This window comes from Pseudomonas sp. GW821-FHT05H12 (assembly GCF_059419385.1).
Genome location: NZ_JBWKRS010000017.1, coordinates 1 through 12,678 on the forward strand (window position 1 = coordinate 1; position 12,678 = coordinate 12,678).

14 protein-coding genes are annotated in these 12,678 nt (G+C 60.8%); 2 read left to right on the forward strand and 12 right to left on the reverse strand.

All coding sequences use genetic code 11. The features are described 5' to 3' along the window. Positions 1-87: 87 nt before the first annotated feature. From AC07SU_RS16395 to AC07SU_RS16405, 3 genes are all read right to left on the reverse strand, one after another. Positions 88-1,701, reverse strand: a complete 1,614-nt coding sequence (locus AC07SU_RS16395) for an NAD(P)/FAD-dependent oxidoreductase (RefSeq protein WP_494997614.1) — start codon at positions 1,699-1,701, stop codon at positions 88-90. A 107-nt stretch (positions 1,702-1,808) separates the two neighbouring features. Next, the gene (locus AC07SU_RS16400; RefSeq protein ID WP_176994745.1) at positions 1,809-2,480 is read right to left on the reverse strand and encodes a COG3650 family protein; all 672 of its coding nucleotides are present in this window, start codon (positions 2,478-2,480) and stop codon (positions 1,809-1,811) included. 97 nt (positions 2,481-2,577) lie between these two features. Further along, positions 2,578-3,177, reverse strand: a complete 600-nt coding sequence (locus tag AC07SU_RS16405) for a short chain dehydrogenase (RefSeq protein ID WP_494997615.1) — start codon at positions 3,175-3,177, stop codon at positions 2,578-2,580. A gap of 104 nt (positions 3,178-3,281) precedes the next feature. Here AC07SU_RS16405 and AC07SU_RS16410 point away from each other — a divergent pair, with 104 nt between their 5' ends. Next, positions 3,282-4,190 carry a LysR family transcriptional regulator gene (locus AC07SU_RS16410; protein WP_494997616.1) on the forward strand — a complete coding sequence of 303 codons (909 nt, stop codon included), beginning with the start codon at positions 3,282-3,284 and terminating at the stop codon, positions 4,188-4,190. On the opposite strand, the gene AC07SU_RS16415 is transcribed toward AC07SU_RS16410, so the two are convergent. The 9 genes from AC07SU_RS16415 to AC07SU_RS16455 all read right to left on the reverse strand — a co-directional run bounded on the left by AC07SU_RS16415 (position 4,187) and on the right by AC07SU_RS16455 (position 11,917). Then, positions 4,187-4,672: a DoxX family protein gene (locus AC07SU_RS16415; protein ID WP_494997617.1), complete on the reverse strand. Its 486-nt coding sequence runs from the start codon at positions 4,670-4,672 to the stop codon at positions 4,187-4,189. The genes AC07SU_RS16410 and AC07SU_RS16415 overlap by 4 nt on opposite strands. Continuing rightward, positions 4,669-5,445, reverse strand: coding sequence for an HvfC/BufC family peptide modification chaperone (locus AC07SU_RS16420; protein ID WP_494997618.1), 777 nt, complete (start codon positions 5,443-5,445; stop codon positions 4,669-4,671). The genes AC07SU_RS16415 and AC07SU_RS16420 overlap by 4 nt, the downstream gene beginning before the upstream one ends. Then, positions 5,442-6,320, reverse strand: a complete 879-nt coding sequence (bufB, locus tag AC07SU_RS16425) for an MNIO family bufferin maturase (RefSeq protein WP_176994751.1) — start codon at positions 6,318-6,320, stop codon at positions 5,442-5,444. Before bufB ends, AC07SU_RS16420 begins: the two co-directional genes overlap by 4 nt. 23 nt (positions 6,321-6,343) lie before the next feature. Next, positions 6,344-6,640, reverse strand: a complete 297-nt coding sequence (locus tag AC07SU_RS16430) for a BufA1 family periplasmic bufferin-type metallophore (RefSeq protein ID WP_116628314.1) — start codon at positions 6,638-6,640, stop codon at positions 6,344-6,346. A 279-nt stretch (positions 6,641-6,919) separates the two neighbouring features. Then, positions 6,920-7,621: an ABC transporter ATP-binding protein gene (locus AC07SU_RS16435; protein WP_065932826.1), complete on the reverse strand. Its 702-nt coding sequence runs from the start codon at positions 7,619-7,621 to the stop codon at positions 6,920-6,922. 1 nt (position 7,622) lies between these two features. After that, on the reverse strand, positions 7,623-8,390 hold the full coding sequence (gene livG / locus AC07SU_RS16440; RefSeq protein ID WP_078741162.1) for a high-affinity branched-chain amino acid ABC transporter ATP-binding protein LivG: 768 nt from the start codon (positions 8,388-8,390) through the stop codon (positions 7,623-7,625). Then, positions 8,387-9,640 carry a high-affinity branched-chain amino acid ABC transporter permease LivM gene (locus AC07SU_RS16445; RefSeq protein WP_494997619.1) on the reverse strand — a complete coding sequence of 418 codons (1,254 nt, stop codon included), beginning with the start codon at positions 9,638-9,640 and terminating at the stop codon, positions 8,387-8,389. Before AC07SU_RS16445 ends, livG begins: the two co-directional genes overlap by 4 nt. Further along, positions 9,637-10,560, reverse strand: coding sequence for a high-affinity branched-chain amino acid ABC transporter permease LivH (gene livH / locus AC07SU_RS16450; RefSeq protein WP_176994753.1), 924 nt, complete (start codon positions 10,558-10,560; stop codon positions 9,637-9,639). Before livH ends, AC07SU_RS16445 begins: the two co-directional genes overlap by 4 nt. Before the next feature lie 229 nt (positions 10,561-10,789). Next, a complete protein-coding gene (locus AC07SU_RS16455) occupies positions 10,790-11,917 on the reverse strand; it encodes a branched-chain amino acid ABC transporter substrate-binding protein (protein WP_176994754.1) in 1,128 nt (375 codons plus the stop codon). A gap of 341 nt (positions 11,918-12,258) precedes the next feature. On the opposite strand from AC07SU_RS16455, the gene AC07SU_RS16460 reads away from it, so the two are divergent. Next, positions 12,259-12,561: a DUF2288 domain-containing protein gene (locus tag AC07SU_RS16460; RefSeq protein ID WP_017735930.1), complete on the forward strand. Its 303-nt coding sequence runs from the start codon at positions 12,259-12,261 to the stop codon at positions 12,559-12,561. Positions 12,562-12,678 lie beyond the last annotated feature (117 nt).

The following is a 12,678-nucleotide window of genomic DNA, read 5'->3' on the forward strand; positions in this document are numbered from 1 at the left end:
CCCCCCCCCCCCCCCCCCCCCCCCCCCCCCCCCCCCCCCCCCCCCCCCCCCCCCCCCCCCCCCCCCGCGCTCCTACAAAGTGATGGGTCAGGCCTCCAGGCCCAACATATCCCGGGCCAAGGCTTCGGCAATACGGATGCCGTCCACACCAGCCGACAGGATCCCACCGGCGTAACCGGCGCCTTCACCGGCCGGGAACAGCCCTTTGACGTTCAGGCTCTGCATCGATTCGTTACGGGTAATCCGCAGCGGCGACGACGTGCGCGTCTCGATCCCGGTCAATACCGCGTCGTGCAGCGAATAGCCCTTGATCTGTTTCTCGAACGCTGGCAACGCTTCACGAATGGCTTCGATGGCAAAGTCCGGCAGCGCGAGCGCCAAGTCACCCAGGGACACCCCTGGCTTGTAGGAAGGTTCCACACTGCCGAGGGCCGTGGACGGCTTGCCGGCGATGAAGTCACCCACCAACTGTGCTGGTGCCTCGTAGTTGCTGCCACCGAGGATGTAGGCGTGGGACTCCAGGCGCTCCTGCAACTCGATACCGGCCAGCGGGCCGCCCGGGTAGTCCACCTCAGGGGTGATGCCCACCACGATGCCCGAGTTGGCATTGCGCTCGTTACGCGAGTATTGGCTCATGCCGTTGGTGACGACGCGGTTCGGCTCGGAAGTGGCTGCCACCACGGTACCGCCCGGGCACATGCAGAAGCTGTAGACCGAACGGCCGTTCTTGGCGTGGTGCACCAGTTTGTAGTCGGCCGCGCCGAGTTTCGGGTGCCCGGCGTACTTGCCCAGGCGCGCGGCGTCGATCAACGATTGCGGGTGTTCGATACGGAAGCCCACCGAGAACGGCTTGGCCTCCATGTACACACCGCGGCCGTGGAGCATGCGGAAGGTGTCGCGGGCACTGTGGCCCAGGGCCAGGATCACGTGTTTGGAGAGGATCTGCTCGCCGCCATCCACCACAACGCCGTTCAGTTGGCCGTCTTCGATCAGCACATCGGTCACACGCTGCTCAAAACGCACTTCACCGCCCAGGGCGATGATCTGCTCGCGCATGTTTTCCACCACGCCCGTCAGGCGGAAGGTACCGATGTGCGGTTTGCTGACGTAGAGGATCTCTTCCGGTGCGCCGGCCTTGACGAACTCGTGCAGCACTTTGCGACCGTGGAATTTCGGGTCCTTGATCTGGCTGTAGAGCTTGCCGTCGGAGAAGGTCCCGGCACCGCCTTCACCGAACTGCACGTTGGACTCGGGGTTGAGCACGCTTTTGCGCCACAGGCCCCAGGTGTCCTTGGTGCGCTGGCGCACTTCCTTGCCGCGCTCGAGGATGATCGGCTTGAAGCCCATCTGGGCCAGCAACAGCCCAGCGAAAATCCCGCATGGGCCAAAGCCCACCACGATTGGACGCTCTGCCAGGCCTTCCGGCGCCTGGCCTACCACTTTGTAGCTGACATCCGGCGCCGGGTTGACGTTGCGGTCATCGGCAAACTTGAGCAGCAGGGCGGCTTCGCTCTTCACGTTCAAATCGATGGTGTAGATGAAGCACAGCTCCGATGACTTCTTGCGAGCGTCGTAGCTGCGTTTGAACAGGGTGAAATCGAGCAGGTCATCACTGGCGATGCCCAAGCGCTGCACGATGGCAGGGCGCAGGTCTTCTTCGGGATGGTCGATGGGCAGCTTGAGTTCGGTGATTCGTAACATGACAGGGTCCGGGTAGGCGGCGGGCAAAGAGGCCGGCTGTTTTGCAAACCGGCGATTATAAGCCCCAATGGCGGATTTCGGTCAGGTTAAAACAGCACCGGGCCGAATCAGTCGTCCCGGGAGCCGCCGAACGCCGCGCAACCGCGCTGCACCTGGCCGTTCACGCGCAATTCGGCGGTCATGTGCTGCAGGCTGCCGCTGACCGGGTCGACGCAACGCTGCGGCGCCACCCACAGCTCGACGTGCTGGTTGTTGGCTTCGGTCATCAGGTTGAAGCGGCCGTCGCCGATCTGCTCTTCCACGTAGGGCACCGCCAACGGTGGTTGGCCTTCGCGTTCGAGCACCATGCCCTTGGCCGTGACGTTCATCGCCCAGGCCGGTTTATGGCCGTTGGCCCGCAGGATCATGCGCTTGAAGTCCGGGTCGTTGCAGGCCGAGGTCGAGCGTTCGACGCGGTAGAGTTGTTGCAGCTCCACCGAGCCCTGGGTGCCGGCCGCCACGCCAGAGAACTTGCCACGCAGGTCGGCGAACAGTGCGCCTTGCTGGCCGGCCAGGGACGCGGCTTCCTGCAGCACGCTGGTGCCGCCCGTATCGTTGACGACGTAGTTACGCTGGTCGCCGCACGGCTGGAACAGCAGCTTGCCGCCGACCGCTGTCAGTTCACCCTGCATGCGGGTCATTCCGGCGGTAGAGGGTTTAGCCGGCTCGCTCTCGAACATCTGGCAAGCGGTGAACAAGGGCAGCAGGGCAAACAGGGCGAGGGTACGGACGGCACGCATTGATCGGTCTCCAAACAAGTGCCGCCACGTTACGCAGGCTGGCGCTGCATCACAAGCCCGCCGCCCAGCTTCAGGCGTTTCTTACAGTCGCAAAAGGTCAACCGACAATAAAGGTCTGGCCGGTTTGCAAGCCTTCGACACTTTTTGCGTAGGCCAGCGCCACATCGGCACCTGTCGCCGGTTTGAAGCCTCGGAAGTACGGCGCATAGCTGCCCATGGCTTCCAGCAGGACCGTCGGGCTCACCGAGTTGACTCGCAGCCCACGCGGCAATTCGATCGCCGCCGCTTTGACGAAGGCATCCAGTGCGCCATTGACCAGTGCCGCCGAGGCGCCGGTACGAATCGGGTCTCGGTTCAAGATACCGCTGGTGAAGGTGAAAGAAGCGCCATCGTTGGCGTACTCGCGGCCGATCAACAGCAGGTTGACCTGGCCCATCAGCTTGTCGCGCAGGCCCAGTTCAAAGTCAGTCTCGCTCATGTCACCCAGTGGCACGAAGTTGACGCTGCCCGCTGCGCAGACCAGCGCGTCGAACTTGCCGGTCTGTTCGAACAGCGTGCGGATCGAGGCGCTGTCGCTGATATCCACTTGGAAGTCGCCGCTGCTGCGGCCGATGCTGATCACTTCGTGGCGCTGCGCCAGCTCTGCCTTGACCGCTGAACCAACCGTGCCGCTGGCACCAATCAATAGGATTTTCATCGTGCTGTTCCTCCAGGGGGTAAGTGAAGGTTCAGTCTAGTGTGGCTTTTTAGGTGGATAAACGTGCTAATAGGCAACCTTTGGTTTTCAAATGGAAACAATCGATGAGCGAGATGGATGACCTGGCCGCCTTTGCCGTTCTGATCGAGGCCGGCAGTTTCACCGTGGCGGCCGAGCAACTGGGGTGCAGCAAGGGCCAGTTGTCCAAGCGCATCAGCCAATTGGAAGCACAGTATTCCGTGGTGTTGCTGCACCGCACCACCCGCAAGCTCAGCCTCACCGCCGCCGGTGCTGCCTTGTTGCCCCAGGCCCAGGCGCTGGTGGTTCAGGTGGATCGAGCCCGTCAGGCATTGGCGCGGCTCAAGGACGATTTGGCCGGGCCGGTGCGTATGACGGTTCCGGTGTCATTGGGCGAAACCTTCTTTGATGGCTTGCTACTGGAGTTCACCAAGCGCTATCCCCAGGTGCAGATCGAACTGGAGTTGAACAACAACTATCGCGACCTGGCGCGGGATGGGTTCGATTTGGGGGTACGTTCGGGGGCGATCGAAAACGAGCGACTGGTGGCCAAGCCGCTGCTGGCCTGGCATGAGATGACCTGCGCCAGCCCGGCCTACCTGGAACAGCATGGCGAGCCGCAGACCCCGGCGGACCTGGCCGCCCACACCTGCCTGCTCAACAGCCATTACAGCGGGCGTGAAGAATGGCTGTATCACCAGCAACATGAACTGCTACGGGTGCGGGTCAGCGGAACATTCGCGTCCAACCACTACAACTTGTTGAAGAAAGCTGCACTGGTGGGGGCGGGTATTGCGCGCCTGCCGTCCTACGTATTACCTGCCGAACTGGCTGACGGTCGACTGCGCTGGCTCCTGCGCGACTATCAGACGCGGAGCCTGCCGATGTACCTCGTTCACCCCTACCAGGGAGGGCTGCCGCGCCGCACCCAGGTCCTGGCCGATTACCTGGTGGACTGGTTCAAGCGCAGCGGCGAGGCCCTCGACCGTCTTTAACGGTAGCGACGTGCGATCAGCTGATCGATGGACAGGCAGCCCGGGCCCTTGGCAACCAACAGCAACAATAAGGCGATCCAAGTGCCGTGGGTCGGGTAGGCGTCCGGGTACACGAACAACTGAATGGTCAGGGTCATGCCGATCAGCGCCAAGGCTGAGAAGCGGGTGGCAAAGCCCACCAGGATAAGCACCGGGAAAAAGTGCTCGGCAAACGCCGCCATGTGCGCGGCCACTTCTGGCGACAGCAACGGCACATGGTATTCGCTGCGAAACAGCGGCAGTGTCGACGCGGCCAGCCGCGGTTCTCCGAGTTGGAAGGTGCCGCTGATCAGATCGATGGCAAAGCCTTCAACTTTGGTCTGCCCGGACTTCCAGAACACCGCCGCAATCGAAAAGCGTGCGAGAAAGGCGATCAGGCTGTAGGGGATTTTTTCAAACAATGCGATGGCCCGTTTGATCAGGCACGTTGGGGATGCGTTCATGGCGATACCTTTTCTTCCAGGTGCAAATGAGTGATGGCGTCGTGGCTGATCAGCACCGTGAGGCACTGGTGCAGGTCGAATTCGGCCGAGGCTTCCAAGGCGTGTGTCACGGCCATTTCCAATTCGGTGCCGTGGCTGAGGCTGTCGATAAACGCGACCGAACCCGCGTCAATCGTGAACACCTTGACCGCCAGGCCCTGGCGTAGCACCAGCGCTCCTTGAGCGTGCCAGGGGTTCAGCGTGGCCATGGCACCCTCGGTCTGGTGGGCAGCCCACACCGCCACGACCGCATAGGCAGAATTCAAGGTGGCCAGGGACGGATGCAGTTGCAGGCGCAGTTTTCCCAGGTCGGTTTGACCTTGCAGGGCTTGAAGCACGGCCTGCTGATCCAGCGATGGTGTATCGGCCGCGTGATAAGCACGCACCCGCAGGCGCTCAAGCCTCGCCACGTCAGCCAGGTAGGGCACGCTGGCGGCCGGTTCAAAGTCCTGGATAAACGCCGGGAAGGCGCTGCCATACTCACTGATCAGCGGTTGGGTGGGCGGGCATGCCTGTACAAACAGGCCGGCCATCGCGCGGAAAAACGCCTCGCCGACCAATTGAACGGTCACGGGGTAGGCCGTCACCAGTGCATTGATCAACGAGCTGTGAACGTTGTTGCGATACACCGCAAAACGGCTGGCCGGGTCGGCGCCGTTGCTGCTGAACAGGCCGTCGGGGCAGGGCAGGTCAGGCGATATCAACGCATTGGCAAACGCTTCATGCAGGCTCATGGGTTCACCTGCGCCAGGTGCCATTCGGCGTGTTGGGCTTCAGCCAGCAACACGCTGAACGCCGGCACCTGGTTGTCCCTTTCGATTAACGTGGCCACCGGGCCGGTCCGTGCCAGTACCTGCTCGTACAGCTGCCATACGGCGTTGTCGATGGGCGCGCCATGGTCATCAATCAACAGTCGGTCGCCCAGGCTGTCGGTATCTTCGGCAAAGCCTGCCAGATGAATCTCACCCACAGCGTGCAAAGGCAACGCATTGATGTAGGCCAGCGGATCGCGCTGATGGTTGATGCACGACACGTAGACGTTATTGACGTCCAGCAACAGGCCGCAGCCGGTGCGACGGATGATCTCGCTGATGAAGTCAGTCTCATCCAGGGTCGAGCGCTCGAACTGCAGGTAAGTCGACGGATTCTCCAGCAGCATTGGCCGCTTGAGGGTGCTTTGCACCTGGTCGATGTGTTCGCACACCCGGTTCAGGGTCGACGCGTCATACGCCAGGGGCAGCAAGTCATTGAGAAACACCGGGCCATGGCTGGACCAGGCCAGGTGTTCGGAAAAAGAGTGGGGTTGATAGCGCTCGATCAACGTGGCCAGCCGCCCCAGGTGCTCACGGTTCAACGGGCCTTCACCGCCGATGGACAGCCCCACGCCGTGCAGCGACAGCGGGTACTGCTCGCGAATCAGCCCCAGGTAGTGATGGAACGGGCCGCCGGCCACCATGTAGTTTTCGGCGTGCACTTCAAAAAAACCGATGTCGGGTGAGGTCTCGAGCACTTCGCTGAAGTGCTCGTTCTTCAGCCCCAGCCCGGCCCTGTAGGGGAGGCCGGGCACCTGAGCCGGTGAGACGGTGTGTTGGGGTGAAAGCGTCATCATCAGTACTCAGGTTGCGGGTTGAATCAGGACTTGGCGGTGAAGGCGGCTTCCTGGCCGAAACCGGTCGGCGAGGTGGAGCTTGGCGTCTTGGCGCAGGTGCCGGCCGGGACCAGTTTCCAGGCATTGGCCTGGTCTTTGACTTTCGAGGTGCCGGCGCAGGAAGTGCCAGCGCCAGCGGCGCAATCGTTCTTGCCGGCTTCAGCGACGCCGAAGCACTTCTGCATGTCGTCGGCGGCGTGGGCGGTGGTGGTCAGGGCGGACAGGCTCAGGGCGGAACCCAGGGCCAGGACGAGGGTAGCGGCGGACAGTTTGGTGGTCATGGTGTATCTCCAGCAGTGGGTTGAGGTATCAGGCTTGTTTGCCTGCTTACTCCACTAGAGGCAGCAGGCTGGGTTTCGTTACACACTCATCGAAAATAATTAAAAAAATCTGGGGCACACAAAAAAATGTGGGAGCGGGCGCGTGTGGGAGCGGGGCTTGCCCGCGATGCAGCCACCTCGGTGTGTCAGTCACACCGCAGTGATGCCATCGCAGGCAAGCCAGCTCCCACACAAGCCCGCTCCCACATTTTAGATCCGGTTCATACCGCTACCGGCTATTTAGCCCCCGAGGTACGCCTCGCGCACTTTCGGATCGGTCAGCAACTGCTCACCCGTGCCCTGCATTACCACCCGGCCGTTTTCCAGCACATAGGCACGGTCAGCGATTTTCAGCGCCTGGTTGGCGTTCTGCTCCACCAAGAACACCGTTACACCGTCTTTGCGCAGCTGTTCGATGATGTCGAAGATCTGCTGGATGATGATCGGTGCCAGGCCCAGGGACGGCTCGTCCAGCAGCAGCAGCTTGGGTTTGCTCATCAGCGCCCGGCCGATGGCGAGCATTTGCTGTTCGCCGCCGGACATGGTGCCGCCACGTTGGCTGAAGCGCTCCTTGAGCCGAGGGAACAGGTGCAGCACCTTGTCCATCTGCTCCTGGTAGTCGCCCTTGTCGGTGAAGAACCCGCCCATGGCCAGGTTCTCTTCCACAGTCAGGCGCGAGAACACGCGGCGGCCTTCGGGCACCACGGCAATGCTCTTGCGCATGATTTCAGCGGAATGCTTGCCGACCAGTTCTTCACCCATGTAGCGGATGCTGCCACTGTGAGCCTGGGGTGAACCGCACAGGGTCATCAGCAAGGTCGATTTGCCGGCACCGTTGGCACCGATCAGCGTGACGATCTCACCCTGGCGCACTTCCACGTTGACGCTGTGCAAGGCCTGGATCTTGCCGTAGAAAGTGGAAACGTTTTCGAATTGCAGCATTTTACGCTTCCCCCAAATAGGCTTTGATCACTTCAGGATTGTCGCGGATCTGCTCCGGGGTCCCGTCGGCGAGCGGCGTGCCCTGGTTGATCACCACGATGTGGTCGGAAATGCTCATGACCAGTTTCATGTCGTGTTCGATCAACAACACCGTGGCGTTGTTTTCCTCACGCAACACGCTGATCAGCGCCTTGAGGTCTTCGGTTTCCTTGGGGTTCAGGCCGGCAGCCGGTTCGTCGAGCATGAGGATCCGCGGGCGGGTCATCATGCAGCGGGCGATTTCCAGGCGACGTTGCTGACCGTAGGCCAGGGTGCCAGCAGGGCGGTTGGCGAACTCGGTCAGGTTGACCTTGTCGAGCCAGTACGCTGCATATTCCATGGCCTCGCGCTCGCTTTTGCGGAACGACGGGGTCTTGAACAGGCCGGCAAAGAAGTTGGTGTTCAGGTGACGGTGCTGGGCGATCAGCAGGTTCTCGACCGCCGTCATGTCCTTGAACAGCCGCACGTTCTGGAAGGTCCGCACGACGCCCTTGCGGGCGATCTCGTGACCGGCCAGGCCCTGGATCGGCTGGCCGTCCAGCAGGATGCTGCCACCGCTCGGCTTGTAGAAACCGGTGAGGCAGTTGAACACCGTGGTCTTGCCGGCGCCGTTAGGGCCGATCAGGGCAACCACTTGTTTCTCTTTCACGGTCAGGGCCACGCCATTGACCGCCAGCAAGCCGCCGAAGCGCATGCTCAAGTTTTCGACTTTCAGGATCTCGCGGCTCATTTGCGCAGCTCCATGTGTGGACGTTGCATGGGCAGCAGGCCTTGAGGGCGCCAGATCATCATCAGCACCATCATGGCGCCGAACATCAACATGCGGTATTCGCTGAACTCACGCATCATTTCCGGCAGCAGGATCATCACGATGGCCGCCAGGATCACACCCAGCTGCGAGCCCATGCCACCCAGTACCACGATGGCGAGGATGATCGCCGACTCGATGAAGGTGAACGACTCTGGCGTTACCAGGCCTTGGCGAGCCGCGAAGAAGCTGCCGGCGAAACCGGCGAACGCGGCGCCCAGGGTGAACGCGGAGAGCTTGATGATGGTCGGGTTCAGGCCCAGGGCACGGCAGGCGATTTCATCTTCGCGCAGCGCTTCCCACGCACGGCCGATCGGCATGCGCAGCAGGCGGTTGATCACGAACAGGGCCGCCAGCGCCAGCAACAGCGCCACCAGGTACAGGAACACCACTTTGCTCACCGGGTTGTAGTCGATCCCGAAGTACTCGTGGAAAGTCTGCATGCCCTCGGCAGCGCTGCGGTCGAACGACAGCCCGAAGAACGTTGGCTTGGGGATGCTGCTGATACCGTTGGGGCCGCCGGTGATATCGGTGAGGTTACGCAGGAACAGTCGGATGATTTCACCGAAGCCCAGGGTCACGATCGCCAGGTAGTCACCGCGCAGGCGCAGTACCGGGAAGCCCAGCAGGAAGCCGAACGTGGCCGCCGCCATGCCGGCCAGCGGCAGGCAGATCCAGAAGCTCCAGCCCAGGTAGTGCGACAGCAACGCGTAGGTGTAGGCACCCACGGCGTAGAAGCCCACATAACCCAAGTCCAATAGGCCAGCCAGGCCTACCACGATATTCAGGCCCAGGCCCAGCAACACGTAGATCAGGATCAGGGTGGCGATATCGACCGCACCGCGCGAACCGAAGAACGGCCAGATCAACGCCGCGATGATCAGCGCAATGATGATGTAGCGCTGGGTGCGCGGCAGGGTCAGGAATTGGCTGACCTTGGGCGATACCAGCGGGCCACGGTTGCCCTTGAGCAAGGCATTGAACTGATCGCTGAACAACACGCGCAGGAACATCAGCACCGAACACAGGGCGATGACGGTCAGGGTCACGGGACCGGTGCCATGCACTTCCAGGTTGATGCCGACAATGCTCAGCTTGAGGCCGAGTACCGGGAAGGCCACGGCCCATACCAGCAAGGCGCTGAAAAACGCCGATTTAAGATATCTGCTCATACTTTCTCAACCTCCGGACGGCCCAAAATGCCGGTCGGACGGAACAACAGCACCAGAACCAACAGGCCGAACGCCACGACGTCCTTGTACTGGTCGCCGAAAATATCGGCGCCGAACGCTTCGGCCACACCCAGCACCAGGCCACCGAGCATCGCGCCCGGGATACTGCCGATGCCGCCCAACACGGCTGCGGTAAAGGCCTTGAGGCCTACCAGGAAACCGGCGTTGGGGTTGATCACGCCGTACTGCATGCTCAGCAGCACCGCCGCGACGGCGGCCAGCGCAGCACCGATCACGAAGGTCAGGGCGATGATGTTGTTGGTGTTGATGCCCAACAGGTTGGCCATCTTGATGTCTTCGGCGCAGGCCCGGCAGGCGCGCCCCAGACGGGAGCGGGAGATGAACAGGGTCAGGCCCAGCATCGCCACCAGGGTGACGACGAAAACGAGGACCTGCATGTACGAAATCAGCACTTCTTGTGCGCCACCTGGGCCGAAGGAGAAGCTCCCCGGGATCAGGTTGGGAATGGACTTGTCCTTGGAGTCCTGGGACAGCAATACAGTGTTCTGCAGGAAGATCGACATGCCGATGGCGGAAATCAGCGGGATCAAACGGTTGCTGCCACGCAAGGGACGGTAGGCAACGCGCTCGATACTGTAGCCATAGGCACTGGTCACGATGATCGACGCCAGGAACGCAGCGGTCATCAACAGCGGCAGGGAGTGGATACCCAGCATGGCCAGCCCGGCAAGGGCGATGAAGGCCACGTAGGAGCCAATCATGTACACCTCGCCATGGGCGAAGTTAATCATTCCAATGATGCCGTAAACCATTGTGTAGCCAATGGCTATCAAGGCATAGGTGCTGCCAACGGTCATCCCGTTAACCAGCGTTTGGAAAAAATGATAGATCTCAGGCATTACAGCGCTCCTAAAAACCCGATACGCATTTCACTGGTGGAGTCATGTTCCGGCCCTGCGCTGTGTTCTATGAGCACATTTGCACAAAGCGTTTGCCAGCGAACCGCTGGTGACGGTTTTAAGATTTTCAGGTGAGCCAGCGCCCGGATCGCGGGTGTCAGGCCCATAAACCTCGTAAAACAAAGCCCACTGCTCTCACAGTGGGCTTGTTGGACCAGTAACGCCTGGCTTACTGAGGGGAAACTTCGGTTTTTGGTTTACCGAAGTGCCATTCGTAGACCACGAACTTGAAGTCCTTCAGGTCGCCCTTGGCGTCGAAGCTCAGGTCGCCAGTCGGGGTCTTGAAGGTGCCTGCGTGGATGGCAGCAGCCACTTTGGCGGTGTCTTCGCTCTTCGCGGCAGCGATACCGCCAGCGATGACTTCAACAGCCGAGTAGGCCGGGAACACGAACGGGCCGCTTGGGTCTTTCTTGTCTGCTACGAGCGCATCAACGATGGCTTTGTTCGCCGGGTCTGCGTCGAAGGATTTCGGCAGGGTCACCAGCAGGCCTTCGGAGGCGTTCTGGGCGATTTGCGAGATGGAGTCGTTGCCGACGCCTTCCGGGCCCATGAACTTGGCGTTCACGCCTTTTTCCTTGGCTTGGCGCAGGATCAGGCCCAGCTCAGGGTGGTAGCCGCCGTAGTAGACGAAGTCGACGTTGGCTTGCTTGAGCTTCTGGATGAGCGAGCCGAAGTCTTTGTCGCCAGCGTTGATGCCTTCGAAGAGGGCAACTTTCACGCCTTTCTTCTCAAGGGTCTGTTTAACGGCGGTGGCGATGCCTTCACCGTACTGCTGCTTGTCGTGAATGACCGCAACGACTTTTGGCTTCACGTGGTCGGCGATGTAGTTACCGGCTGCAGGGCCCTGGGCGCTGTCCAGACCGATGGTACGGAACACCAGTTTGTAACCACGGGAAGTGATTTCCGGGCTGGTGGCAGCCGGGGTAATCATGATGACGCCTTCGTCTTCATAGATATCCGACGCAGGCTGAGTGGAGCTGGAGCACAGGTGACCGACTACGAACTTGACGCCGTCGTTGACCACTTTGTTGGCTACGGCAACGGCTTGTTTTGGATCGCAAGCGTCGTCGTATTCCTTGGCTTCAAGCATCTTGCCGTCTACGCCGCCTTTGGCGTTGATGTCGGCGATGGCTTGCTTGGCACCCATGAATTGCATGTCGCCGTATTGCGTCACAGGACCGGTTTTAGGGCCTGCGATACCGATCTTGATGGTGTCGGCTGCGAACGAATGGCCGGCAACCCCAGCCAGGACCATAGCGGCAAACAGTTTGGAAATCTGCTTAGTAGCCTTATTCATAGTGCTCCACTCTTACTGTTGTATTTTTTATAGTTCTAGCGGCCTTGTGAGCTGCAGAACCGGATCAGATATCTCGGATATCCCCCCGGCAGTGCCCTGGCAACTGTACCGGTACAGTGTAGAGCGCCGGTTGATCGCTTGAAAAGCTGGCTGCTGGGGGCAAAAGCCGGGTATGTCGCTTAAATGAAAGAAAAAGACAGAATTGCGGCGGGGTGATGCCAGAGTTTCGGGCAATCCTTGGCTTTCCTGACACTTTCGATCGATGCCTCATTTGCAACTGGGTTTTTCCGCAAGAGCCACGACGTTATGATTGCGCCGATTTTTTACTCAGGTGAATTCCCATGACGCAAGAACCTAGCACCCTCTATGCCAAGCTGCTCGGTGAAACCGCCGAAATTTCCTGGAAGGAGCTTGAACCGTTCTTCGCCAAGGGTGCCCTATTGTGGGTCGACGCCGGCCTGGATTTGATCGAAGCGGCCGAGGGAATGGCTGAGGATAACCGTGACAAAGTCGCTGCGTGGCTGGCTTCCGGCAGCCTTGGCGAAGTGTCTGCGACGCGGGCATTGGACCTGGTGGAGCGCGATCCAAGCCTGTGGGCAGTGGTTGTGTCGCCGTGGATTCTGATCCAGGAAAGGGCGGCGTAAGAAAGGCTCGCACTGAAAAGGTGCGTCTTTTTTGTCGCCCTAAGTGTGTAGCGGAGTAACCGCTGAGGCGGTGATGGCATCTTGCCGTAGAGAAAGGTCACAGCCGAGGGTGACGTG

Excerpts from the sequence above, each read along its gene's own strand:
- AC07SU_RS16410 (WP_494997616.1), top strand. The coding sequence starts at position 3,282 with ATGAGCGAGATGGATGACCTGGCCGCCTTTGCCGTTCTGATCGAGGCC.
- AC07SU_RS16400 (WP_176994745.1), bottom strand. The coding sequence starts at position 2,480 with ATGCGTGCCGTCCGTACCCTCGCCCTGTTTGCCCTGCTGCCCTTGTTC.
- AC07SU_RS16460 (WP_017735930.1), top strand. The coding sequence starts at position 12,259 with ATGACGCAAGAACCTAGCACCCTCTATGCCAAGCTGCTCGGTGAAACC.
- AC07SU_RS16455 (WP_176994754.1), bottom strand. The coding sequence starts at position 11,917 with ATGAATAAGGCTACTAAGCAGATTTCCAAACTGTTTGCCGCTATGGTC.
- livG (WP_078741162.1), bottom strand. The coding sequence starts at position 8,390 with ATGAGCCGCGAGATCCTGAAAGTCGAAAACTTGAGCATGCGCTTCGGC.
- livH (WP_176994753.1), bottom strand. The coding sequence starts at position 10,560 with ATGCCTGAGATCTATCATTTTTTCCAAACGCTGGTTAACGGGATGACC.
- bufB (WP_176994751.1), bottom strand. The coding sequence starts at position 6,320 with ATGATGACGCTTTCACCCCAACACACCGTCTCACCGGCTCAGGTGCCC.
- AC07SU_RS16435 (WP_065932826.1), bottom strand. The coding sequence starts at position 7,621 with ATGCTGCAATTCGAAAACGTTTCCACTTTCTACGGCAAGATCCAGGCC.
- AC07SU_RS16430 (WP_116628314.1), bottom strand. The coding sequence starts at position 6,640 with ATGACCACCAAACTGTCCGCCGCTACCCTCGTCCTGGCCCTGGGTTCC.
- AC07SU_RS16415 (WP_494997617.1), bottom strand. The coding sequence starts at position 4,672 with ATGAACGCATCCCCAACGTGCCTGATCAAACGGGCCATCGCATTGTTT.
- AC07SU_RS16405 (WP_494997615.1), bottom strand. The coding sequence starts at position 3,177 with ATGAAAATCCTATTGATTGGTGCCAGCGGCACGGTTGGTTCAGCGGTC.
- AC07SU_RS16445 (WP_494997619.1), bottom strand. The coding sequence starts at position 9,640 with ATGAGCAGATATCTTAAATCGGCGTTTTTCAGCGCCTTGCTGGTATGG.
- AC07SU_RS16420 (WP_494997618.1), bottom strand. The coding sequence starts at position 5,445 with ATGAGCCTGCATGAAGCGTTTGCCAATGCGTTGATATCGCCTGACCTG.
- AC07SU_RS16395 (WP_494997614.1), bottom strand. The coding sequence starts at position 1,701 with ATGTTACGAATCACCGAACTCAAGCTGCCCATCGACCATCCCGAAGAA.